The sequence below is a fragment of the uncultured Thiocystis sp. genome (assembly GCF_903866365.1).
Lineage (GTDB): Bacteria > Pseudomonadota > Gammaproteobacteria > Chromatiales > Chromatiaceae > Chromatium.
Map to the genome: position 1 here is coordinate 14064 of NZ_CAIPNF010000310.1, position 22012 is coordinate 36075.

General features: G+C 63.1%; 19 protein-coding genes and 1 pseudogene. 11 read left to right on the top strand and 9 right to left on the bottom strand.

Annotated features, from left to right (window positions below):
* Window positions 1-47: 47 nt before the first annotated feature.
* Together QZY07_RS17625 and QZY07_RS17630 are read right to left on the bottom strand one after the other, a co-directional pair.
* Entirely contained in the window at window positions 48-1571 is a 1524-nt protein-coding gene (locus QZY07_RS17625; RefSeq protein ID WP_295405537.1) for a YifB family Mg chelatase-like AAA ATPase, read from the bottom strand.
* 16 nt (window positions 1572-1587) lie between these two features.
* Window positions 1588-1854, bottom strand: coding sequence for an accessory factor UbiK family protein (locus QZY07_RS17630; protein ID WP_295405539.1), 267 nt, complete (start codon window positions 1852-1854; stop codon window positions 1588-1590).
* Window positions 1855-2236: 382 nt separating this feature from the next.
* Here QZY07_RS17630 and QZY07_RS17635 point away from each other — a divergent pair, with 382 nt between their 5' ends.
* The 3 genes and pseudogenes from QZY07_RS17635 to QZY07_RS17645 all read left to right on the top strand — a co-directional run bounded on the left by QZY07_RS17635 (window position 2237) and on the right by QZY07_RS17645 (window position 4749).
* Complete coding sequence (locus tag QZY07_RS17635) at window positions 2237-2971, top strand: TorF family putative porin (RefSeq protein WP_295405541.1); 735 nt, start codon at window positions 2237-2239, stop codon at window positions 2969-2971.
* Between the two features lie 76 nt (window positions 2972-3047).
* Complete coding sequence (locus QZY07_RS17640) at window positions 3048-3386, top strand: P-II family nitrogen regulator (protein WP_295405543.1); 339 nt, start codon at window positions 3048-3050, stop codon at window positions 3384-3386.
* 23 nt (window positions 3387-3409) lie between these two features.
* A pseudogene (locus QZY07_RS17645) lies at window positions 3410-4749 on the top strand (ammonium transporter).
* Window positions 4750-4947: 198 nt separating this feature from the next.
* Here the strand turns inward: QZY07_RS17645 and speE are convergent.
* Window positions 4948-5823 carry a polyamine aminopropyltransferase gene (gene speE / locus QZY07_RS17650; RefSeq protein WP_295405545.1) on the bottom strand — a complete coding sequence of 292 codons (876 nt, stop codon included), beginning with the start codon at window positions 5821-5823 and terminating at the stop codon, window positions 4948-4950.
* An 81-nt stretch (window positions 5824-5904) separates the two neighbouring features.
* On the bottom strand, window positions 5905-6675 hold the full coding sequence (locus QZY07_RS17655) for a spermidine synthase (protein WP_295405547.1): 771 nt from the start codon (window positions 6673-6675) through the stop codon (window positions 5905-5907).
* Window positions 6676-6743: 68 nt separating this feature from the next.
* On the opposite strand from QZY07_RS17655, the gene QZY07_RS17660 reads away from it, so the two are divergent.
* Window positions 6744-7691 (top strand): hypothetical protein, encoded by a 948-nt coding sequence (locus QZY07_RS17660; RefSeq protein WP_295405549.1) that lies wholly within the window; start codon window positions 6744-6746, stop codon window positions 7689-7691.
* Between the two features lie 46 nt (window positions 7692-7737).
* Here the strand turns inward: QZY07_RS17660 and QZY07_RS17665 are convergent, their stop codons facing one another.
* Window positions 7738-8940 (bottom strand): TraB/GumN family protein, encoded by a 1203-nt coding sequence (locus tag QZY07_RS17665; protein ID WP_295405551.1) that lies wholly within the window; start codon window positions 8938-8940, stop codon window positions 7738-7740.
* Between the two features lie 242 nt (window positions 8941-9182).
* Between QZY07_RS17665 and QZY07_RS17670 the strand changes: the two genes are divergently transcribed.
* Window positions 9183-9614, top strand: coding sequence for a hypothetical protein (locus QZY07_RS17670; protein WP_295405553.1), 432 nt, complete (start codon window positions 9183-9185; stop codon window positions 9612-9614).
* Between the two features lie 116 nt (window positions 9615-9730).
* Here the strand turns inward: QZY07_RS17670 and QZY07_RS17675 are convergent, their stop codons facing one another.
* Window positions 9731-9904, bottom strand: a complete 174-nt coding sequence (locus QZY07_RS17675) for a hypothetical protein (RefSeq protein WP_295405555.1) — start codon at window positions 9902-9904, stop codon at window positions 9731-9733.
* 5 nt (window positions 9905-9909) lie between these two features.
* Between QZY07_RS17675 and mutS the strand changes: the two genes are divergently transcribed.
* From mutS to gatB, 3 genes are all read left to right on the top strand, one after another.
* Window positions 9910-12549: a DNA mismatch repair protein MutS gene (mutS, locus tag QZY07_RS17680; protein WP_295405557.1), complete on the top strand. Its 2640-nt coding sequence runs from the start codon at window positions 9910-9912 to the stop codon at window positions 12547-12549.
* A 246-nt stretch (window positions 12550-12795) separates the two neighbouring features.
* Entirely contained in the window at window positions 12796-13521 is a 726-nt protein-coding gene (pyrF, locus tag QZY07_RS17685; protein WP_295405559.1) for an orotidine-5'-phosphate decarboxylase, read from the top strand.
* Between the two features lie 215 nt (window positions 13522-13736).
* Window positions 13737-15170 carry an Asp-tRNA(Asn)/Glu-tRNA(Gln) amidotransferase subunit GatB gene (gatB, locus tag QZY07_RS17690; protein WP_295405561.1) on the top strand — a complete coding sequence of 478 codons (1434 nt, stop codon included), beginning with the start codon at window positions 13737-13739 and terminating at the stop codon, window positions 15168-15170.
* 46 nt (window positions 15171-15216) lie between these two features.
* Here the strand turns inward: gatB and QZY07_RS17695 are convergent, their stop codons facing one another.
* Window positions 15217-16275: an SGNH/GDSL hydrolase family protein gene (locus tag QZY07_RS17695; RefSeq protein ID WP_295405563.1), complete on the bottom strand. Its 1059-nt coding sequence runs from the start codon at window positions 16273-16275 to the stop codon at window positions 15217-15219.
* A 58-nt stretch (window positions 16276-16333) separates the two neighbouring features.
* Here QZY07_RS17695 and QZY07_RS17700 point away from each other — a divergent pair, with 58 nt between their 5' ends.
* From QZY07_RS17700 to QZY07_RS17710, 3 genes are read left to right on the top strand one after another with little or no spacing between them, the layout of a single operon-like run.
* Window positions 16334-18178 carry a carbamoyltransferase gene (locus QZY07_RS17700; protein ID WP_295405564.1) on the top strand — a complete coding sequence of 615 codons (1845 nt, stop codon included), beginning with the start codon at window positions 16334-16336 and terminating at the stop codon, window positions 18176-18178.
* A gap of 13 nt (window positions 18179-18191) precedes the next feature.
* Entirely contained in the window at window positions 18192-18596 is a 405-nt protein-coding gene (locus QZY07_RS17705; RefSeq protein WP_295405566.1) for an SxtJ family membrane protein, read from the top strand.
* A complete protein-coding gene (locus QZY07_RS17710) occupies window positions 18596-18748 on the top strand; it encodes a DUF5989 family protein (protein ID WP_295405567.1) in 153 nt (50 codons plus the stop codon). Before QZY07_RS17705 ends, QZY07_RS17710 begins: the two co-directional genes overlap by 1 nt.
* 86 nt (window positions 18749-18834) lie before the next feature.
* Here the strand turns inward: QZY07_RS17710 and QZY07_RS17715 are convergent, their stop codons facing one another.
* Together QZY07_RS17715 and QZY07_RS17720 are read right to left on the bottom strand one after the other, a co-directional pair.
* Window positions 18835-19890 carry a BPSS1780 family membrane protein gene (locus QZY07_RS17715; protein ID WP_295405570.1) on the bottom strand — a complete coding sequence of 352 codons (1056 nt, stop codon included), beginning with the start codon at window positions 19888-19890 and terminating at the stop codon, window positions 18835-18837.
* Between the two features lie 30 nt (window positions 19891-19920).
* Entirely contained in the window at window positions 19921-21909 is a 1989-nt protein-coding gene (locus QZY07_RS17720) for an SEC-C metal-binding domain-containing protein (RefSeq protein ID WP_295405572.1), read from the bottom strand.
* Window positions 21910-22012 lie beyond the last annotated feature (103 nt).

Sequence of the window (22012 nt, forward strand, 5' to 3'; positions counted from 1 at the left end):
CTGATGGCGTCCTGTCGCGGATGGCCTGTCGGTCGGCGCCATGACGCTCAGGCGTGCGGCTGTCCCCGGTCGAGACGGCGATAGCCGATGGCTTCGCTCAGGTGCGTGGAATCGATGGCGTTCGCCTGCTGAAGATCGGCGATGGTCCGGGCGACCTTCAGGATCCGATGATAGGCCCGCGCCGAGAGCGCGAGGCGGGTCAACGCCTGTTCCATCAGGCGCCGTCCGGCGTCGTCGAGCGCGCAGTCGCGATCGATCTCGCTCGGTCCCAGCGCGTTATTCGGCTTGCCGGCGCGGGTCTGCTGGATCGCGCGGGCGGCGGCCACCCGCGCGCGCACCAGCGCCGTGGTTTCGGCGTTCTCGGGACGTGGTCCACCCAGCCGCGAGACATCGAGCCGGGGCACTTCGACGTGCATGTCGATGCGGTCGAGCAGGGGGCCGGAGATACGCCCGCGATAGCGTCCGATCTGCTCGATGGTACAGCGGCAGCGCCCGCTGCTGTCGCCCAGATAGCCGCAGGGACAGGGGTTCATGGCCGCCAGCAACTGGAAGCGCGCCGGAAAGCGTGCCTGGCGCGCCGCCCTGGAGATATCGATATAACCCGACTCCAGGGGTTCGCGCAGCACCTCCAGCACCTTGCGGTCGTATTCCGGCAGTTCGTCCAGAAAGAGCACGCCCTGATGGGCCAGCGAAATCTCGCCCGGCCGGGGATTGCTGCCGCCGCCGACCAGCGCGACCCCTGACGCGGTATGGTGCGGCGAACGGAATGGCCGCTCGCGCCAGCGGGTCGGATCGAACAGATCGCGGTCGCTCACCGAGCGGATCGCCGCCGCTTCCAGCGCTTCGGCCTCGGTCATTGGCGGCAGGAGTCCCGGCAGCCGGTTGGCCAGCATCGATTTGCCCGTGCCTGGCGGGCCGATCAGCAGCAGGCTGTGCGCCCCGGCGGCGGCAATTTCAAGCGCCCGCTTGGCATGCTCCTGACCGCGCACCTCGGCCAGCTCGGGATAATCGGGGTCATCGAGGATGGGATCATTGCCCGACACGAAGGCGGACAGCAGGCTGGTGCCATTCAGATGTTCGCAGACCTCCATCAGATGACCCGCCGGACGCAGCGAAAGACCGCTCACCAAACCCGCCTCGGCGGCATTCTCGCGCGGCAGGATGAGTTCGCGGCCCGCGTCGCGCGCGGCCACCGCGACCGGAAGCACCCCATTGACCGGCCTTAGCGCCCCGGACAGGGCCAGCTCGCCGATGAATTCATACCGATCGAGCGCCTTGGCGGCAACCTGACCCGAGGCGCCCAGGATCCCGAGCGCGATGGGCAGATCGAACCGACCGCCTTCCTTGGGCAGATCCGCGGGCGCCAGGTTGATGGTGACATGCCCGTCGGGAAAGCGGAACCGGCCGTTGAGCAGGGCGCCGCGCACCCGGTCCTTGCTCTCTTTCACCGCCAGTTCCGGCAGGCCGACCATCGAGAGCGAGGGCAGCCCGCCGGACAGATGGACCTCGACCGTCACCGCCGGGGCATGGATGCCGACGCGGGCGCGGCTGTACAGGATGCAGAGCGCCAATTCCCTGGCCGCGCGCTCAGTCCGCGTGCGGTCGGGTGACCGCGAGCGCTTGCTCCAGCGCCTTCACCTGTGTCTCCAGCGCGACCAGTTTTTCGCGTGTCCGGGCCAGCACGGCCGACTGCACATCGAACTCCTCGCGCGTCACCAGATCGAGGCGGGCCAGCCCCGATTCCAGGGAGGCGCGGAGGTTGCGATTGAGGTCTTCCTGCAACACCTGGAGACCCTTCGGCATGGCCGAGGACAGACGCTGGAACAGGTCGTCGAATTGTTTCGGATCCAACATTGGGAGTTACCTCTGCGCGGGGGGTCGGTGGCGACCCGTGAGCAAATCAAGCGTGGCCCGCCCGTTGGAAGACAGGCGGCCGGGGGAGCATGCTGGCAAACATTATAAGGGTGGTGCGTTGGCGCGTCTGCGTCGAAAGCCGCTCTATTTTGGTGCGCTTCAGGATTTTATCGAACAGTGCCGATTTTTCTTGGTGCAATGTCTGTTGCGAATTTGGCACGCAAGAACAAAAACGTCTTGTTTTTGCCGCAACAACGGAATGGCATGTAACATGCCTTACGAGACACTACGTCATTTGCGGCATTCCGGCCTTTTTCCAGGCGCCGGTCCGTTCCGCCCTCTCTTCTAAACGGATGCCTGGATCCTATTGAGGTACAACCCAATGAAACCAACACACATCGGCAGCGCACTGGCGGTTGGAGCCCTCGCCATAAGCGCGGGCGCTTTCCAGGCCGCCATGGCCGAGGATCCCCACTCGATCAGCGCCAACATCGGCGTCGTCAGCAATTATATCTGGCGCGGACAGACCCAGACCGATAATCAGCCGGCGGTTCAGGGCGGACTCGATTATGCTCATGCGAGCGGTTTCCACGCCGGAACCTGGCTGTCGAATGTCGATTTCCTCGACAGCGAGGGTAACGACACTAATTACGAACTCGACGTCGCCGCCGGTTTCGGTCAGTCAATCAATGACGATTTCAGTTACGACCTCAACGCGATCTACATCGCGTATCCGGATGGCCGCGACCTCGACTTTGCCGAGATCGGCGGCAGTGCGACCTACAAATGGCTCACCACGGGCATTGCTTACACCGTTTACGGGCAGGCCGACAATGCTCCCGGCGTTGCCGACTCCGAGGCGCTGTACATCCAGGGCGACCTCTACTATCACGCCGCGCTGGACTTCGCGCTGCCCTATAACCTTGGCCTGAATCTCCACGGCGGGTACTACGACTTCCGTTACAACGAGGGCGGTAACGACTACGGTCACTGGGGCGCCTCCATCAGCCGCGAGGCCGGCGATTTCGGCACCTTCAGCTTCAACTACGACCAGATCGGCCGCGACACCTACGACGAGGATCCGAAGCTGTGGATCGGCTGGAACAAGGAATTCTAATCTCGACAAACTTTGCGACTTCAACCCCCCTGCTCGGGGCGTCATCGCCCCGGTCTTCAACAGGAGCTAAAACGCCATGAAAATGGTTGCAGCCGTTATTAAACCCTTCAAGCTCGACGATGTCCGCGAGGCGCTCGGAGACATCGGCGTCTCCGGCATCACCGTCATCGAGGTCAAGGGCTTCGGTCGACAGAAAGGCCATACCGAACTCTATCGCGGCGCCGAATACGTCGTCGATTTCCTGCCGAAGATCAAGGTCGAGATCGCGGTCGACGACGAGATGGTCGAGAAGGTGATCGAGGCGATCAGCAACGCCGCCCGCACCGGCAAAATCGGCGACGGCAAGATCTTCGTGTTCGAACTCAACCAAGTCATCCGCATCCGCACCGGCGAAACCGGGTCGGACGCATTGTGATCGCCGCCAAGGAGACCCTATCGATGTCAAAACTGGATCCCAAACGGCTTGCCACGCCGGCCCTGGCCAGCATCCTGACCCTGGCCCCCATGCTCGCGCTGGCTCAGGAGGAGGTTCCCGTCCTGAACAGCGGCGATACCGCCTGGATGCTGACCGCCACCGCGCTGGTGCTGTTCATGACCATCCCCGGTCTGGCCCTTTTCTATGGCGGTCTGGTGCGTTCCAAGAACGTGCTCTCGGTGCTGATGCAGTGTTTTGCCATCACCGCGCTGATGACCGTGCTCTGGGTCATCTACGGCTACAGCCTGGCCTTCTCGACCACCGGGATGGAAAAGGCGTCCTGAATCTAAATTCCTTCATCGGCAGCTTCGACAAAGCGCTGTTCGGCGGGGTGACCCGCGAGAGCCTGACCCTCGCCATCCCCGAGACGGTCTTCGCAACCTTCCAGATGACCTTCGCCATCATCACCCCGGCACTCATCGTCGGCGCCTTCGCCGAGCGCATGAAGTTCTCCGCCCTGCTGTGGTTCATGGGGATTTGGTTCACGGTCGTTTATCTGCCGATCGCGCACATGGTGTGGAGCGGCGACGGCGCCCTGATGTGGGACTGGGGCGTGCTCGACTTCGCCGGCGGGACCGTGGTGCACATCAACGCCGGTGTCGCCGGTCTGGTCGCGGCGCTCGTGCTGGGCAAGCGCAAGGGCTATCCGACCACCGCCATGCCGCCGCATAACCTGGGCTATACCGTGATCGGCGCCTCCATGCTGTGGGTCGGCTGGTTCGGCTTCAACGCCGGCAGCGCGGTCGCGGCCAACGAGAGCGCCGGCATGGCCATGCTGGTCACTCAGATCGCCACCGCCACCGCGGCGTTGGCCTGGATGTTCTCGGAATGGGTCAACCACGGCAAGGCCAGCGTGCTCGGCATCGCCACCGGCGCCGTCGCCGGTCTGGTCGCCATCACCCCGGCCTCCGGGACCGCGGGACCGCTTGGCGCGCTGGCGATCGGCGCGGCCTCCGGCATCGTCTGCTTCCTGGCCTCGACCAAGCTCAAGCGGGCGTTGGGCTACGACGACTCGCTCGATGTCTTCGGCGTGCATGCCGTCGGCGGCATCGTCGGCGCGCTCCTGACCGGCATCTTTGCCGCCGCGAGCCTGGGCGGCGCCGGTCTGGCCGAGGGCGTGACCATCGCCGGTCAGCTCTGGATCCAGACCAAGGGCGTGGTGGTGACCCTGGTCTATACGGCGGTTTTGAGCTATATCATCCTCAAGCTGGTCGATCTGACGATCGGTCTGCGGGTGAACGAGGAGCAGGAAACCGAGGGTCTCGACCTCTCGCAGCACGACGAACGCGGTTACATTCTCTGAACCGCGCGCGGCGGTCGCCGGGAGGCGGCCGCGACCTGGATCTTTTCTCGATTCGCCACGGATCAGGCTCCCGCTGACACGACGCTCCAATTCCCGCCGGCAAGCTTCTTGCCGGCATCTCGATTGGGTTGGAGATCGTCGCTATTCTCTGCTGTCGTGACTTGACTTCGGGGCCTGACGGCCCCTTTTTTCGCCGAATCAGTCTCTCGGCCCGGCAATTGCCGCAAGCCCTCGCCGCACGAACTCCGGCTGAGCCAGGGCCGCGCGGTGAATCCCGGCGTTGTAATACTGGGTCTTGAATGGCTTGCGTTCCGCGTCCGCGACCCGGAAATCGGCCAGCGCCACCGCCTTGCCGGCCAGGGTCGCGCTCCACCAGCCCGAGGGGTAGATCGGCTGGGGGAACGACAGAGTTTGGGTGTCGGCAAAGCCGGCGGCGCGCATCGCGCCATGCATCTCTTGCAGGAGGCGCAGGTGATACAGGGGCGATTCGCTCTGCTGCACCAGGATCCCATGGGTATCGAGCGCGCGCAGGCACTCGGCGTAGAAGTCCTGGCTGAAGAGTCCCAGGGCCGGGCCGACCGGGTCGGTGCTGTCGACGATGATGAGATCCAGACTGCCGGTGGGGGCTTCCCGGATCCAGCGAATCCCGTCCTCGAACCGCAGTTGGGCGCGCGGGTCATGGTTCGCGGCGGTGAGTTCGGGGAAATAGCGCTCGGCGAGCCGGGTGACCCCTTCGTCGATATCGATCTGCACCGCCGACGCGACCCCCGGATGCTTGAGTACCTCGCGCAGGGTGCCGCAGTCGCCGCCACCGATGATACAGACCCGTCGCGGTGCCGGATGGGTGAAGAGCGCCGGGTGGGACATCATCTCGTGATAAAGAAAATTCTCGCGACTCGACAGCATGGTGCAACCGTCGATCACCATCAGGTTGCCGAAACCCTCGGTGGCGTAAATCTCGATGAGTTGGAAGGGCGTCTGCTCCTCGTGGAGCTTTTCGCGGATCTTCAGCGAGAAGGCGCTGCCGTCGTCTGCGGCAACTTCCGAGAACCATTGGTTGGGGTCGTCGAGCATGGCGGGTTTCCCTTGCGAAATGGAAATGGTTGAATCAAGACTTGCGTCACCATGACCGCCAGGCATCAGCCTGAAGCTGGTTCAGCGGCGGTCTTCGAGGTGAAAGCCAAACAGTTCGAGCAGCAGACCGGTCAAGGCGCCGCCGAGCAAACCGCCCAGCAAGCCCGGCGGGATGTCATGGAGAACCCGTCCGATCGCATCCTGGGTGCTCACATCCAGCATGGCCGAGGTGGTTCCGTCCAGGATCCAGATACTCGCGCCAACGACCGCGGCAATCAGTCCCGCGACCACGGGTGCGGACAGGATGCCGGGTAGCCAGCCAGAGGTGCGCGCAAGCAGCCAGCGCTCCGAGATCTGGAAAAAGGTGCCGACCAGGGCCACCACGCCAGCCGCCAGGACGAACATCCCGACCTCTTCGCCGCTCATCGCCAGCACCACCGCGAGCACACCGCCCGCCAGCAATCCGGCGAGGAGTCCCGTGAGGGTCTCGGCGAGCGGTTGGCTGCCACCCGTCACCATCCAGGCGTAGAAGCTTCCCGCCACGAGTCCGGCGGTTCCGGCAATACCGACGATCATAAATAATTCGATTTCTTGACCGGTCGCAATCAAATAGCCGATCGAGGACAGCACACCGGCCATCGCGCCTACCAGCGCGACGGGCATCGCGCTATAAAAGGCGGATGTCGTCATGGCGGCCGCCGCGGCCGCCATGATTAACGGTTGCCAGCCCGTGAGCCCCAGCACCTGCAAGACCTGATAAAGACCGGCAAACAGTGCGCCGAATAACGCCCCGGCAAAACCCCACATGAAAAGTATCATGACGATCGCGGCAAACTGGTCCTTGGTGAGCATTCTTAATTTTCCTGACGTTTCTAAATTTTAGTGGCCATAGTCTAGCCTTTCTCCGGATGCCAGCGAGTATGTATGAAACTCCAGTCAATGGCAGCAGGCGCTTGATCGATGGCGTCGAGCGTATCTATTACGATGGCTACTGGGTCAAATATTACGAACCGCCACAGGACAGCTTCGAGGTCAGGCGGCATCTGGTACAGGCGTTGACGCGGCGCTTGTTCAATCATGTCGAACACGGCATCAACATCCCCGGGGTGCGGCTCAAGGAAGCCCGCGCCGCCTATGAAGCCGAAAGCGAGATTGAACGCAAGCGGGTCAACGGCGCCATGCTGGCCGGCGCGCTGTTCAATCGCGCGGCGGATATTTTCCACTGCCTGGTGGATCTCCAAACCGCCGGGGTCGAGATTTTCCCCGAGCATGCACTGATGCGAGAGTGTGGACAATGCCTGCTGGAAGCGCTGGAGCTTGGCAAGATGGTACGTCACCGCGGTGGCGACGAGGGGATCGACGAGCTGTGGGGCGAGCCTTTCAAGGCGTTTTCCATGCCGATCGAGGATTTCTATGCGAGCCGCTATCTGAAGATCGCAATGACCATGCACGCCGTCGACCGGATTGCGGCGGCGCTGAAAGACACCTTCGCGGGCAGCCGGAAAATCGCCGACAGCGATACCAGGCTCGATGAGCTTGCCGAGGCGGCCAAGCGAAAATGCGAAACCCTCCGCACCGATCCAGCGGTGTTCGATGTCTGGCCAGCCTATGTCGTGGCCAGTGAGCGGCTGCGCAAATCCGATCCCATCCTGCCGAACACACCCACCGCCATGGACATACGGGAGGCGCTGGAGAGCATCGGTCTGTTGCGCGAAGGAGCCGATCTCATCTGTTTCATCGTCCGCGCCCGCGTACCGATGCCGAAAAGCACCCACGAGTTCATTGATCGCTGCCAGCAGTTTCGGCGCGCTTTTATCGAATCGGAAGCGATCTTGCCAGGTTGCGACCTGGAGGTCGTCTCTGCGTAACAACGCGCGTTCAAAGCGTCAGTCGTTCTTTCAAGAATGACCGCGTTCAGGAGCCTGACTGGACGATCCGCTCAACCATCTGGAAACCCGCGACGTAGGTGCCAATGGCCGCGCCCAGATTGCTCAACGCAAAGACCACTAGAATCCGCGCGACCCGATTACGCCACCAGCCAGTCCAGGAGGTGACATCCGCGCGCAGCCGACCAAAATCCCCGACGTTCGGTTTGCGCAGATAAAGCTCCACCGCCCCCGTGACCATCCCAGCGCCAATGGCTGGATTCAAGGTCGTCAGCGGCGCGGCCAGGAAGGCCGACAGGATCGTGAGCGGGTGCCCGGCCGCCATCAGCGTACCGAGTGCCGACAAACCGCCGGTGATCAACATCCAGTTGAGCACCAGATCCCAGCCCAGATCGGGGTTCATTGCAAAACCCCAGGCAAAGCCTCCCAGAATCAACGCGAGTACCGTCCATGCCAGGATCCTGGGCCAGCGGCCAGGCGCTGGGATGCGCTCCAATTCGGCAATGATGTCCACCGCATCCTCGCGGTTTTGACCGAGCTTGTCGGCGATGCCTTTGAGATGACCGACCCCGACCACGGCAAGCACACGCTTGACGCCGAGCCGCGCGACCTCGCGCCGCAGTTTGGCGGCCATGTAGCGATCGCGCTCTTCGATCAGTGGCACATAGAGGTCCTTGCGATCGGTCGCGAATTCGGCAAAGGTGGTCTCAAGCACGTCCCCTTCCTTGAGTCGCTCAACTTCATCCTCGGATACTTCATTCGAGGTCACCATGGCAGCCAGCAGACCCGAAAAAAGCGTAGCGCGCTGCCACCAGCCAAGATTGGCCGAGATTCGCTTCAGGGTGATGCCGATTTCGCGATCGATCAGCAGAACCGGCAGATCGCGCTCCCTGGCCAACCGAAGCGCCATGCGCTGTTCCGCGCCCGGCTCGATCCCGAACTGATCGGCGAGCCGTTGCTGATAGGCCGACAAGGCCAGGCTGGCGGCGACCATATAGACGCGGTTCTGACGGATGACGGAGAAGAGGTCCGTCTGGGCGAGCGAGCGCGGATCCATCAGGGCGTTGAAGCGACTCCGGCACAACTCGACCGCCACGGCGTCATAGTCGCCGCTCTGGATCAGCCTCTCGACCTGCTCGACACTGATGCGCGAAACATGAGCGGTGCCGAGTAGGGTCACCTGGACGTCATCCAGGACGATTTCGCAGCGGGGTTCGAGTGACTCGGTCATGGGATATTGCCATTAGGGAATACGAAGCAAGGGGCGAAATGATACTCCAGTCGGCGAGGGACGCATTCAGCGCGACCGGCGTTGCCGCGAGTGTCCCCGCGCATCGCCTTCAGTCGACGCGATCGGCGGAATGCGGTTCAGGCATGGGGTCGTGCGTTGGGCGCTGTCTCCGCCGTCTGGATGCCGTATCATCAACGCAACGATCAAGATTGCCGCCCAGCATCGCTTCGATGGGAATTCCGATGTCCAGTCCAACGCATACGTGGTCGATGTGCTCGTTCGGCCTGCTTTACGCGCTCCTCGCGTCGCTCCTGCTCAGTGGTTGCGGCGCCGTGGAGAAAGATAAGCGATCCGTCGGTCTGCAGGCTGCAACCAACGGCTATCAATCCGCGCTGCGCTGGGGATACTACGAAACCGCCTATGGTTTCGTGCATCCGGATCTGCGCAAGGATAAGCCTTTGCCACCCCTGCTTAACGGGCTGCGCCTCACCGGCTACGACGTCGTCCAGCCACCCACGCTGCAGGACAAGGACAGCGCGACTCAGATCGTCGCGATCGAGTACCTCTACGAAGACCGGCAAGTCGTCAAGCGACTCTCCGACCGTCAGCTCTGGCGTTGGGACGAGAAGCTGGATTCCTGGTGGCTGCAATCCGGCCTGCCCAACTTCGATTAGACCGCGTCCGGGATCGGGAGAACCCGTGTCGCATCGGCTTGGGCGCTCAAGTTGCTACCGCCCCGTTGGCGTAGCACCCGCCGCTTGCCAACGGGAAACCCCGACGGACTGTTAGACTAGCCGGACTTTCCTCTGTACGACTGCGCCAGTTGCAAGACAGCATGCCCACGCTCGACACCCCATTTGTACTGACCGCCCGCCACGGCGGCGGCACCGCCCGGCCGACCGAAAGGCGCGCCAACCGCTCCTGCATCGGGCAGACCGAGCGTGAATTGTCGCGTGGAGAGCATGGTCAATGAAAGCCTTCCCCGGCCATCCCGCCAACGCACCCAACCCATCGATCGAGCATGCCGATCTCGCCCAGCACACACCCGTGATGCAGCACTATCTGCGTCTCAAGGCGGACTACCCGGACCTGCTGCTGTTCTACCGCATGGGGGATTTCTACGAACTCTTTTTCGAGGACGCCGAGCGGGCGGCGCGGCTGCTCGACATTACCCTAACCAAGCGCGGCCAGTCCGCCGGACGCTCGATCCCGATGGCGGGAGTGCCCTATCACACCCTGGAGGGCTACCTCGCCAAGCTGGTGCGCAAGGGCGTCTCGGCGGCAATTTGCGAGCAGATCGGCGATCCGGCCAAGAGTAAGGGTCTGGTGGAGCGTCGGGTGACCCGCGTGGTGACGCCCGGCACCCTGACCGACGAGGCGTTGCTGGAAGAACGGCGGGAGAATCTTCTGGCCGCCATCGCAGAGGGCAAGGACGGCTTTGGTCTGGCGGTGCTGGAACTCTCCAGCGGACGTTTTTCGGTGCTGGAGGTCGCCACCCGCGAGGCGCTGGCCAGCGAACTGGAGCGGCTCAAGCCGGCCGAGATCCTGGTCGCGGAAGACAGCCGGATCCCAAGCGATCTGCGCATCGAACATGGCATCGCCCGCCGCCCGGTCTGGCATCTGGATCCGGACAGCGGCGAGCGACTGCTCTGCCAGCAGTTCGGCACCCGCGACCTGAGCGGTTTCGGTTGCGCCACGCTGCGTCTCGCGGTCGGGGCGGCCGGCTGTCTGCTCCAGTATATTCGCGACACCCAGTTCGCCGCCCTGCCCCATCTGCGCGGCCTGATCACCGAACAGCGCGACGAGGCGCTCATCCTCGACGCCGCGACCCGGCGCAATCTGGAACTCACCGAGAGTCTGAGCGGTCGCGCCGAACACACCCTGGCCGGGGTGCTGGACCGCACGGCCACCGCCATGGGCAGCCGTCTGCTGCGCCGCTGGCTGCATCGTCCGCTACGCGACCGGAGCGCGGTGCGCGAGCGCCATTCCGCGATCCGGACGCTGCTCGCCGAGGGCAATCTGTCCGATCTGCACCCGACGCTGGCGGGCATCGGCGATCTGGAACGCATCCTCGCGCGCATTGCCCTGGGCACGGCGCGCCCGCGCGATCTGGCCGTGTTACGCGATTCGCTCGCGGTCTTTCCGGCGTTGCACGACCTGTTGGCCGGCATTGAGGATCCCTTGCTCGCGCGTCTGAACGCCGACATCGGCGACCATCCTGACACCCGCGATCTGCTCACGCGCGCCATCCTCGCCCAACCGCCGATGCTGATCCGCGACGGCGGCGTGATCGCCTCTGGTTTCGATGAAGAACTGGATCAACTGCGCGACCTGTCGAACAATGCCGATCGCTTTCTGCTGGAGTTGGAGACCCGCGAACGCGAACGCACCGGCCTTCCCGGCCTCAAGGTCGGCTACAACCGCGTCCACGGCTATTACCTCGAAATCCATCGCACGCAGGCCGGCCGGGCACCGCTGGATTATGTCCGTCGTCAGACCCTGAAGGACGCGGAGCGGTATATCACCCCCGAACTCAAGCGGTTCGAGGACCAGATTTTGAGCAGCCGCGAGCGGTCGCTGGCGCGCGAGAAGGCGCTCTATGAGGATCTGCTGGGCCGGCTGGCGGAATCTCTAGCCCCCTTGCAGACCAGCGCGGTCGGCATTGCGACGCTCGATGTCCTCGCGAATCTGGCCGAGCGCGCCGAATCCCTGAACTGGAACTGCCCGCAACTCACCGACACGGCGTCGATCGAGATTGAGGACGGGCGTCATCCGGTGGTCGAGGGAGTCATCGACATTCCCTTCGTCGCCAACGGTCTGCGCATGGACGCGCGCCGGCGGATGCTGATCATCACCGGCCCCAACATGGGCGGCAAGTCCACCTACATGCGTCAGAACGCGCTGATCGTGCTGCTTGCCCATGTCGGAAGTTTCGTGCCGGCGAGCGCCGCGACCATCGGCCCGGTGGACCGGATCTTCTCGCGCATCGGCGCCTCCGACGATCTGGCCGGAGGGCGCTCGACCTTCATGGTGGAGATGGAGGAGACGGCCAATATCCTGAACAACGCCACCGCCCAGAGTCTGGTGCTGATGGACGAGGTCGGGCGCGGCACCAGCACCTTCGACGGACTCTCGCTGGCCTGGTCCTGCGGGGTGGAACTGGCGACCCGGATCGGCGCCTACAGCCTGTTCGCGACCCATTATTTCGAGCTGACCACGCTGCCGGAGGAATACCCCGGCATCGCCAACGTCCATCTGGACGCGGTCGAGCACGGAACGTCCATCGTTTTCATGCACGCCGTGCGCGATGGACCGGCAAATCAGAGTTATGGTCTGGCGGTCGCGGCGCTCGCCGGCGTGCCCGCGCCCGTGATCGCGCGCGCGCGGGAGCGGCTGCTCGAACTGGAAGAAGCCGCCCGGCGCCACGCGGAGCGGGAGGCGGTGCAACTGTCGCTGTTCCCCCTCATTCCTGAACCGACGCCACCGCCCGAGCATCCGGTCTGCGGCGCCTTGCGTGAATTGGACCCGGATCGCCTGACGCCCAGGGACGCGCTGGAGAATCTGTATCGGTTAAAAGAGATGATGGAAGACCGGATGCCGTCGCGTTGAACCGCGACCGCGCCAGTCAACCGCCACATCATGCGCGTGACCCGATCATCGCTTGAGCTTCAGAGCAGGCGTGATATGGCGGGTGTGCGCGATGTGTTTGTTTGTGGAGAACCGCTTGAGAAGATAAGCTATCCACGAAATGCAGGCGTGATGTCGGGGAACCCGGACGGGTCAATCCAGACTCACTTCGCTACTGTTAATAGGGTTCAGCCAATGATAGCTGATGACGTTTTCGGGCCAAGATTCATGACTAACAAGCTTTCGCAAAAGCAAATACCAGCCCGCCAGCGACTGATCCTCGCGCTCGATGTTCCGGATATGACAGCGGCTAAACAGCTTGTGGATGATCTCGGAGATTCGGTGCAGTTCTACAAGATCGGTCTTGAACTGTTCATGTCTGGAAATTACTTCGAATTGATCGATTGGCTGCGAGCCCGTGGCAAGCGTGTTTTTTGCGATCTTAAGTTTTTCGATATCCCGGAGACAGTGGCGAGCGCGGTGCGGCAACTCAAGGACCGAGGCGTTGATTTTGCGACGGTGCATGGCAACGACACCATGCTCGCGGCGGCCGCGCGAGAAAAAAACGACCTGAAAATCCTTGCCGTGACCGTGCTGACCAGTCTGGACCGCTCGGATCTGGAATCGCTCGGATTCCAGTGCAACGTGGAAGACCTTGTCTTAGCTCGCGCAAAAAAGGCGATCAAGTTAGGTTGCGATGGAGTCATTTCGTCAGGTCTTGAAGCATCCAGGCTGCGCGATGACCTGGGCGATCGGTTTTTGATTGTTTCGCCGGGGATCCGTCCGGTCGATAACTGTACGGAAGACGATCAAAAGCGTGTCGTGAGTCCAACTCAGGCATTCCTGAATGGCGCGGACTATATCGTCGTGGGCCGTCCGATTCGCGATGCGCAGAATCCGCGGGAGGAAGCCGAAAGAATCCAGGCGGAAATCTCCGCATTATTTCCCGAATAACATCGCCCTTGACGCGCATTTGCGCTGCCGGGATGCGCGGTTATCTCCCAACCGTCAGATAGTCGCCCCGCCTCAAGGCCACAACAACACGCTCAAGTGCCTTGTCGTGCTCGATTATCGCCGTGTTGGGCGTGTTCTACCCGGCATTCCGACCGTTCTGGATGCCTTGTTTTTTTGGGCCTCGCGCGCCCCCCATCAATCAGGTTGACATCGTCATGGCATGGGAAACCGTCATCGGTCTTGAGATTCATACGCAACTCGCGACCCACTCCAAGATTTTCTCCGGCGCGCCGACCGCGTTCGGCGCCGCGCCCAACACCCAGGCGAGCGCCATCGATCTGGGCCTGCCGGGCGTGCTGCCCGTGCTCAATGCCGAGGCGGTCCGGCTCGCCGTGCGCTTCGGCCGGGCGATCGGCGCCGAGATCGCGCCGCGCTCGATCTTCGCGCGCAAGAATTATTTCTATCCGGATCTGCCCAAGGGCTACCAGATCAGCCAGTACGAGCTGCCGGTCGTGGGCAAGGGTCAGGTCGAGATCGTCCTCGACGATGGCGCGGTCAAAACGGTCGGGGTGACGCGCGCCCATCTGGAAGAGGATGCAGGCAAGTCGCTGCATGAGGATTACCACGGCTATACCGGCATCGATCTGAATCGCGCCGGGACGCCGCTGCTGGAGATCGTCTCGGAGCCAGACCTGCGCTCGGCCCAGGAAGCCGTGGCCTATGCCAAAAAAATCCATCAACTCGTGCGCTATCTCGGCATCAGCGACGGCAATATGCAGGAAGGCTCTTTTCGGGTCGACGCGAACGTTTCGGTGCGTCCGGTCGGTCAACAGGAACTCGGCACCCGCGCCGAGATCAAGAACGTCAACTCGTTCCGCTTTCTGGAGAAGGCCATCGCGTTCGAGATCGAGCGACAGATCGATCTGATCGAAGGCGGCGGGCGGGTCATCCAGGAAACCCGTCTTTATGACGCAACCAAGGACGAAACCCGCTCCATGCGCACCAAGGAGGAGGCGAACGATTACCGCTATTTCCCCGATCCCGATCTGCTGCCGCTGGAAATCGACCCCGACTTTCTCGCCGCCGCGACCGCCGATCTGCCGGAACTGCCGGATGCCAAGCGCGCGCGTTTTCATGACGACTATGGTCTGTCGGCGTATGACGCCAACCTGCTGACCGCCACGCGCGAGTTGGCGGACTATTTCGAGACGGTCGCCCGCGAAACCGGCGAACCCAAGCTGGCGGCCAACTGGATCGGCGGCGAGCTGATGGCTGCGCTCAACAAGGCCGAGGGCGATATCGCCCGGAGTCCGGTGTCGGCGCCAATGCTTGCGGGTCTGATCCGGCGTATCCAGGACAACACCGTCTCGGGCAAGCTCGCCAAGCAGGTGTTCGAGGCGATGTGGGCTGGCGAGGGCGACGCGGACCAGATCATCGCGGCCAGGGGGCTCACCCAGATCACCGACAGCAGCGCCATCGAATCCCTGATCGCGGAGATCATCGCCGCCAATCCGGGTCAGGTGGAACAGTACCGCGCCGGCAAGGACAAGGTGTTCGGCTTCTTCGTCGGGCAGGCGATGAAGCAGAGCGGCGGCAAGGCCAATCCAGGGCAGGTGAACGAGATCCTGAAGCGGCTGCTTCAGGGTTGAACCTCAAACCGTTCGCGGTTCGACCCTTCGGGGCGGGACTTGGGACTCACCGCGAACGAAACCTCTGATCGTCGAGACAACGGTCGACGGCCTCGCAAAGCACCTGATGCCCTTTGGGGCTGTAGTGGATGTCTTCTCGCGCCAGAAACAGCGAGTCGAGATCGCCCTGGCGCGCGAAGTCGTCGTAGGGGTCGCAGTATTGCAGGCCACGCCGATCGAACAGGTCGCGCACCAGCAGGCGCGCTTCCCCGAATTCCGAAGGATTGCGCAGTTCGTTGAGTTCCGGAAAGAGGATGAAGCCGAACGGGATATCCGCGCCCTTCAGCAGTGACGCGAAGTCGTCGAGTTGCGTCTCGAATCGCTGTCTGTTTTCCTCCAGCCGCCAGCCCGTGACCACCGAACGCATCCATTTCGTGTGGTACTCCTCAAGCTCGTCCGTGTTCAGCAGCGCATAGGAGACGCGTGTCCTGATTTCGCGCAGGAAGCGGACGGCATAGGTGCGACCGATACGCTCCTGTACACGGGCGACCCAGTCGAGTTTATGCCATTCCCCGGCATACCGCTGGACACGTCGCGCCGGACCGTTATTCTCCATCGGCGCGAAGTCGTTCAAGGTGATGCCGACGAGCACCGCGTCGGGATCGGCACCCGAAAAACCCAGCTGTGCCAGCGTCAGGTAATGGCCGAAGCTATAGGAGTTCACGCCCAGGTTGAGTACCCGTCGGTCCGCGCGACCGGTTTGATCCGGGGCGCCGAGACATTCCGTGAATCTGTCTTCCTGGCGCACGCCGGCGCCAAACACGACCGAATCGCCTAAAACCGCAAGACGCCAGGCATCGCCGGGGCGGGCCGCGAAATCGCGGTCGCGGAACCCTTGCGCGTTGATCTCGATCGGAATGTCCTGGTATGCCGAGCCTTTGAAATAACCGGAGAAATTCGGCTGGTAGGCATAGCCCATTCGTGGATGAGCAACGGTCAGACCCACCGGATAGCCATAGTCGCTGATGGGCTGACTCACCTTGAGCGTATAAAAGGCGAACCCCGCTCCCTGCAGCAGCAAGAAGACGAACATCAACCAGACCAAACTGAACAGTATTTTTCGCATCGGATCTTGTCGCTTCGGTATACTGCGCGCCCACCGCCCCAGTCTTTACCGCGAACCCATGGCTGTCACGATCCTCGGAATCTCCGCATATTATCATGACAGCGCGGCCTGCCTGGTGCGCGATGGCGAGATCCTGGCCGCCGCGCAGCAGGAGCGCTTCTCGCGCAAGAAGCACGACGCGGGCTTTCCGGCGGCAGCGATCGACTACTGCCTGGAAGAGGCCAAGCTGACGCTCGCGGATCTTGACCATGTGGTCTTCTACGACAAACCGCTGGTCAAGTTCGAGCGTTTGCTGGAGACCTATCTGGCCTATGCGCCGCGCGGGTTGCGCTCCTTCCTGGCCGCCATGCCGATCTGGCTAAAGGAAAAACTCCTCCTCAAGCGCTTGCTCCGCGAGGAACTCGCCGCGCTCGGCGACATCGCTCCGGCGGATCTGCCGCCGCTGCTGTTCACCCGGCACCATCAGGCGCACGCCGCGTCCGCGTTTTTTCCCAGTCCCTTCGAGCGGGCCGCCGTGCTGTGCATGGATGGCGTCGGCGAGTGGGCGACCACCTCGGTCTGGCTCGGCGACGGCAATCGCTTGATCCCTCAATGGGAGATTCAGTTTCCGCACTCACTTGGGCTACTTTACTCGGCCTTCACGTCTTTCGCCGGTTTCAAGGTCAACTCCGGCGAGTACAAGCTGATGGGACTGGCCCCGTATGGCGAACCGAGGTACCGGGATCTGATCCTCAAGCACCTGCTGGAGCTGAAGGAAGACGGCACCTTTCGCCTGAACATGCGCTATTTCAACTACGCCCAGGGTCTGACCATGACCAACCGCGCCTTCGACCGGCTCTTTGGCGGCCCGCCGCGCCAGCCCGAGGCGCCGATCACGTCGCGGGAGATGGACCTGGCCAGTTCCATTCAGGCGGTTACGGAAGACGTCGTGCTGCGTCTCGGGCGGACGGTCCATCGGGAGTTGGGGGTCGACCGTCTGTGCCTGGCCGGTGGCGTGGCGCTGAACTGCGTCGCCAACGGCCGGTTGCTGCGCGAGGGGCCATTCTCGGACCTCTGGATTCAACCCGCGGCGGGCGACGCCGGCGGCGCCCTCGGCGCCGCGCTGTCGGTCTGGCACGAATATCTGGACAAGCCCCGCGCCGGCGCCGACAGCGACCGCATGCGAGGCGCCTACCTGGGGCCGGCATTCGACAACGCCCGGATCGAGACCTACCTAAACAGCGCCGGCATTCCCTACGAGCGCCTGGACGACGACACCTTGATGGAGCGCTTGGCGGCGCTGCTCGACGCCGAGCAGGTCGTCGGCTGGTTCCAGGGTCGTATGGAGTTCGGCCCGCGGGCGCTTGGCGCGCGCTCGATCCTCGGCGATCCGCGCAGCCCAAGGATGCAGTCGGTGATGAATCTGAAGATCAAGTACCGGGAATCCTTCCGACCCTTCGCCCCGGCGGTACTGGCCGAACGGGTATCGGATTGGTTCGAGCACGAGGGTGCGAGCCCCTACATGCTGATCGTTGCGCCGGTGGCGGAAGCTAAGCGCATCGCCATAACCGAGGATCCGCAAGGCAGGTTCGGCATCGACCGGATACAGATGGCGCGCTCGCAGATCCCGGCCATCACCCATCTGGACTACTCGGCCCGAATACAGACCGTGCATGCCGACACCAACCCGCGCTTCCATCGGCTGATCGCGACCTTCGCCGAGCGCACCGGCTGCCCGCTCCTGGTCAACACATCGTTTAACGTGCGCGGCGAGCCCATCGTCGGTTCCCCTCAGGATGCCTACCGCTGCTTCATGCGCACCGAGATGGAGTATCTGGTGCTGGAGAACTGCCTGCTGGCCAAGTCCGAACAGCCCGCGCAACCGCGCGACCAACGCTGGCGGCACGAATTCGAACTGGACTGAAGAGTATCCGCCCATGCACGCGATCCCAGAACTCGACACGGGTGGACTGCGCCGTTTTGCGCTCACCACCGGCGCCATCGTCGCCACGCTGTTCGGGCTGATCCTGCCCTGGCTGTTCGGCCTGCGGTTGCCGATCTGGCCCTGGCCCCTTGCCGCCATCCTGATGCTCTGGGGACTGGCCGCGCCACGCTCGCTGCGTCCCGTCTATCGCGGCTGGATGCGGTTTGGGCTCTTGCTGAACCGTGTCACGACGCCGCTTATCCTGAGCCTGGCGTTTTTTCTGGTCTTCGTACCGACGGGGCTCATCGCGCGTCTCGCCGGGCATGACCCGATGAAACGCCGTCTGCTGCCGGATGCCGACAGCTACCGCGAACCAAGCCAGCAGGCCACACCCGAATCGATGGAGAAACCTTACTGATGCTCGACCTTCTGAAAGACCTTTGGGGCCTCATGCGCGAACGCAAAAAATTCTGGCTCGCGCCGATCATCGTCGTCATGTTGCTGCTAGGCGCGCTGATCGTGCTCGCGCAGGGCTCGGTCGTGGCGCCTTTCATCTACACCCTGTTCTGAGATCAGGCGAAGCCGGCTAACGCCGTCTGTCCGGCGGCATTAGCCTCGCGTCACCCGGCGGTCATTGCGCTTTTTTGGACATCACCTTAAAGCAGGAAAATATCCCGATACGCGACATAGATGGAAATAGTCAGAATGGGCAGAACCAAAATCAGCCCGAGCATGAATGGAATGGTTCCCAGCAGCACCAGTGCAATGGCGACGAGCGTGAAGACGAGGAAGGGCAGGATATTCTTCAGGCAACCGAGGAAACTCAGCCGGAAGGCTTGCAGCACGGGGACATCGTTTAACGCGACCAGGCTGGGGGCGAAAAAGACCGCCATCGCGAGCGGGAGACCAAGCAGCATCAAGATAAGGAATGGCAGCGCGAGCATCGGACTCATCGCCATCAATGAATCCAAGTCATTCGGATCCAGGGTCGCGGCATCCATCGCAACCCCGGTCGAGGCCATGATGCCCACGAAGAGTGCCGCGACGACGAGCACGATCCCAATCCCCAGCAGCAGATAGAGCCCACCCACCAGGGCCAGCGGACCTGGTTTGTTCGACACCCCGGCAAACAGATAGCCGACCCTGAAATCCTCGCCCTGCGCTTGGGCGTGGGCGCCAATCATGAGTCCGGCGCTCAGCATGGGACCAAGAATGGTGGTCGCGAGTCCGCCGAGCACGGGCACCAGACTGAGCACCATCAGGATCAGATAGAACAGCAGCACCGCGCCGATCCAGGCCCAGGGACGCTGGCGGAACAGGGACCAGGCATCGGCGATCCAGCCCCAGCCGCGCCTGATCGGAACCGCGCTGGGCGCGGGCGAGCCGGCTTCGTCGTCGCGCGTCTGACGCGGCGACGCGTAATGCGACCCGTGCGAGCCGGCGGCTGGGGCGGATGCCCCGCCCGACACGCGCGTCCCATCCTGGGCTTCGATCCGGATGACCAGGCCGGCGGTCGAGAGTTCCGCACCATAGCGATCGGCTTCCTCCGCGGTGAGATCGTGTTTGATGACGCGGCCACCTCCCTTCTCGATCAGCTCGCGAGCGACGTCATCGCGCATGCCGAACGTCACGGCCAAGCGGTTGGCGACATCGCGCGGATCCTGACCGGGCAGCAGGTTTCCAGAAAACAGGATGCGATACTGTGTATCCATGTGCCGATACCTCGCTTCGGTGGTGGTCGTTCAGGCAGTGAAACGTTTCAGCCAGGCCAGGATGCCGGGCTCGGCCAACCAGACATCGCGCATCTCCTCGCGATACAGCCACGCCTGATCGTCGCCACCGGGCGTCATCCCGAGCGGATTCAGGCGCGGCTGTTTGATGCGTTTGCGGGTCAGGTAGCCGGGGATGCGCGGCAAGCGTCGAATCGCCGTATTCAGCACCAGCCGCGCCCGCTCCTCGCGGCCCAGCCGATATAGCGCCAGCACCTCGCCATAGGCCAGATCGGCGAGCAGATCGTCCGGGAAGCGGCGCGCCAGGGCCAGCGCCCGTTCGTCCTCGCCATCCCGGAGATAGAGATTCATCAGTTCGGCGCGCGCGCCATGGTTGTCCTGAGGGTTGAGACGCAACAGGGTTTCCAGGGTGTCGATCGCCCCCTTGGGCTCGCCTTCCTGAATCTGGCTGAGATAGCGGCGGAATAGCAGGCGTAACGCCGGGCGATTGGTCGCCGCCGACCAGGGAATGCAGCGGGCGCCCTCCGGCGGGAGGGTCCGCTCCAGGATCGACCAAGCGCGGTCCAGGAGCGGCCGCAGCAGGGCGTGCGAGATCCAGGGCAGCGCGCTTTCGGGATGTTCATAGAGCGCGGTGGCCAGATCGTCGAGGACATCCAGGCTATCGGCAACCTCGGGATGTTCGAGCAGATAATCCAGCCAGGCAGGTTCGGCCCACGCATCGACCCCTTCCGCCAGCGTGAGGTGAGTCGATTGGGGCTTGGCGGCCGGGTACAGCGATCGCCAGACCGACTCGATCCGGCGCACTGCCGAGGGTGGCCGCAGTTCCGCACGACTGTCAGGCCCGGCGACCAGATCGCCAGTCGGTGCATTGATGGCTCCGGCGGGAAACCGGGAACCGGGACGTCGCCGGATTTCTTCCGCCGGCCCTTCGAGCAAAGCGAACGGGTCAACATGACGATGTCGGGAGGCGGCATCCCGCAACAGGGCCGTTCCATACGTGGGCAGCGGTCGGACGCCAATGCCGGCGACCCAGTCGCGCAAATCCACTAACAGAGGATCCAGCGCATCCGCATGACTATTGACCATCGCCTCCTGAGGATCGGCAATGGCCCGCTTCAAAAATTCCATGAAGATTTCATCCTTGAAGCCAAGACGACGGAAACGGTGCAGCCAGAAGCGCGCCCGTTCGCGGGCCACCAGATCCTTGTGCTGCGCCGCGAGCAGGGTGATTTCCAGCAGCGCGGTACTCGGGTTGTCCGGATTGCTGCGCAAGGCGGAAAGGAAAGCGGCCTCGGCCTGGACGAAATCGCCCTCGTCGATATGCATGGTGCTGAGTCGCTGCCAGGCGGTTGCCTGCAGCGACGGACTGCCCTCGGCGCAGACACGGTTGAGAAAGGCGAGTTTCTTGCGCCAGTGGTCCAGCCGATCGTAGGCATCGCAGAGGATATCGAAGGCCGGTTCGTAGGGAGTACCCAATTCATCCAGCGGCCCGGCAAAGAGGGGCTCCAGCAAGGCAACCGCGCGGATCGGACGATCGTCATCCAGCCAGCGATCGGCGATCTTCGCCAGCAGCGGGCCGGGGATGGCATCGAGCGCCAGGGCATCGCGCAGGGTACGCTCGGGGATCTCGTCAAGCAGGATCTCCCAGATGAGTTCGCTGGAGAGTTCGGGCATCTCGTCGAAATTTCCGCAGCAGTCATCGTAGCGCTGACCCGATCCGCAGAGACAAGGAGCTTCGGGCGGCGGAGACGCGATCGGCAGCGGAAGAAAGTCGTTCGTCGGCAAGGGGGTGGCGTTCCAGATCACCGTTCCGAGCAGCATGGCGAGACGTTGACTTTCGACCTCGTCCAGATAGGCCTCGCGCAATCCGAGCAGCCGGGGAATGGCCTCCCGCGCCCATTGAAGGAACTCCATTGGATTGGGCGAGTTCAGGATCTGTCGCACCGATTGCACGATGACCAGCTCGAAATGCTCGGCATCGGCGGTCTCATGAAGAAACATGGCGGAATACTCCGAATCAAGTGAGGTGACCGCAAACGCGACCGCCTCCACGAATCAGGGTCGACAGCGAGCCTTTCCAGACAGATCATGGCGGCGGCAACAC

What these genes read in the sequence shown, in the direction of transcription:
- QZY07_RS17630 (WP_295405539.1), bottom strand. Translation starts at nt 1,854, where the DNA reads ATGTTGGATCCGAAACAATTCGACGACCTGTTCCAGCGTCTGTCCTCG.
- QZY07_RS17635 (WP_295405541.1), top strand. Translation starts at nt 2,237, where the DNA reads ATGAAACCAACACACATCGGCAGCGCACTGGCGGTTGGAGCCCTCGCC.
- QZY07_RS17640 (WP_295405543.1), top strand. Translation starts at nt 3,048, where the DNA reads ATGAAAATGGTTGCAGCCGTTATTAAACCCTTCAAGCTCGACGATGTC.
- speE (WP_295405545.1), bottom strand. Translation starts at nt 5,823, where the DNA reads ATGCTCGACGACCCCAACCAATGGTTCTCGGAAGTTGCCGCAGACGAC.
- QZY07_RS17655 (WP_295405547.1), bottom strand. Translation starts at nt 6,675, where the DNA reads ATGCTCACCAAGGACCAGTTTGCCGCGATCGTCATGATACTTTTCATG.
- QZY07_RS17660 (WP_295405549.1), top strand. Translation starts at nt 6,744, where the DNA reads ATGTATGAAACTCCAGTCAATGGCAGCAGGCGCTTGATCGATGGCGTC.
- QZY07_RS17665 (WP_295405551.1), bottom strand. Translation starts at nt 8,940, where the DNA reads ATGACCGAGTCACTCGAACCCCGCTGCGAAATCGTCCTGGATGACGTC.
- QZY07_RS17670 (WP_295405553.1), top strand. Translation starts at nt 9,183, where the DNA reads ATGTCCAGTCCAACGCATACGTGGTCGATGTGCTCGTTCGGCCTGCTT.
- QZY07_RS17675 (WP_295405555.1), bottom strand. Translation starts at nt 9,904, where the DNA reads ATGCTCTCCACGCGACAATTCACGCTCGGTCTGCCCGATGCAGGAGCG.
- mutS (WP_295405557.1), top strand. Translation starts at nt 9,910, where the DNA reads ATGAAAGCCTTCCCCGGCCATCCCGCCAACGCACCCAACCCATCGATC.
- pyrF (WP_295405559.1), top strand. Translation starts at nt 12,796, where the DNA reads ATGACTAACAAGCTTTCGCAAAAGCAAATACCAGCCCGCCAGCGACTG.
- gatB (WP_295405561.1), top strand. Translation starts at nt 13,737, where the DNA reads ATGGCATGGGAAACCGTCATCGGTCTTGAGATTCATACGCAACTCGCG.
- QZY07_RS17695 (WP_295405563.1), bottom strand. Translation starts at nt 16,275, where the DNA reads ATGCGAAAAATACTGTTCAGTTTGGTCTGGTTGATGTTCGTCTTCTTG.
- QZY07_RS17700 (WP_295405564.1), top strand. Translation starts at nt 16,334, where the DNA reads ATGGCTGTCACGATCCTCGGAATCTCCGCATATTATCATGACAGCGCG.
- QZY07_RS17705 (WP_295405566.1), top strand. Translation starts at nt 18,192, where the DNA reads ATGCACGCGATCCCAGAACTCGACACGGGTGGACTGCGCCGTTTTGCG.
- QZY07_RS17710 (WP_295405567.1), top strand. Translation starts at nt 18,596, where the DNA reads ATGCTCGACCTTCTGAAAGACCTTTGGGGCCTCATGCGCGAACGCAAA.
- QZY07_RS17715 (WP_295405570.1), bottom strand. Translation starts at nt 19,890, where the DNA reads ATGGATACACAGTATCGCATCCTGTTTTCTGGAAACCTGCTGCCCGGT.
- QZY07_RS17720 (WP_295405572.1), bottom strand. Translation starts at nt 21,909, where the DNA reads ATGTTTCTTCATGAGACCGCCGATGCCGAGCATTTCGAGCTGGTCATC.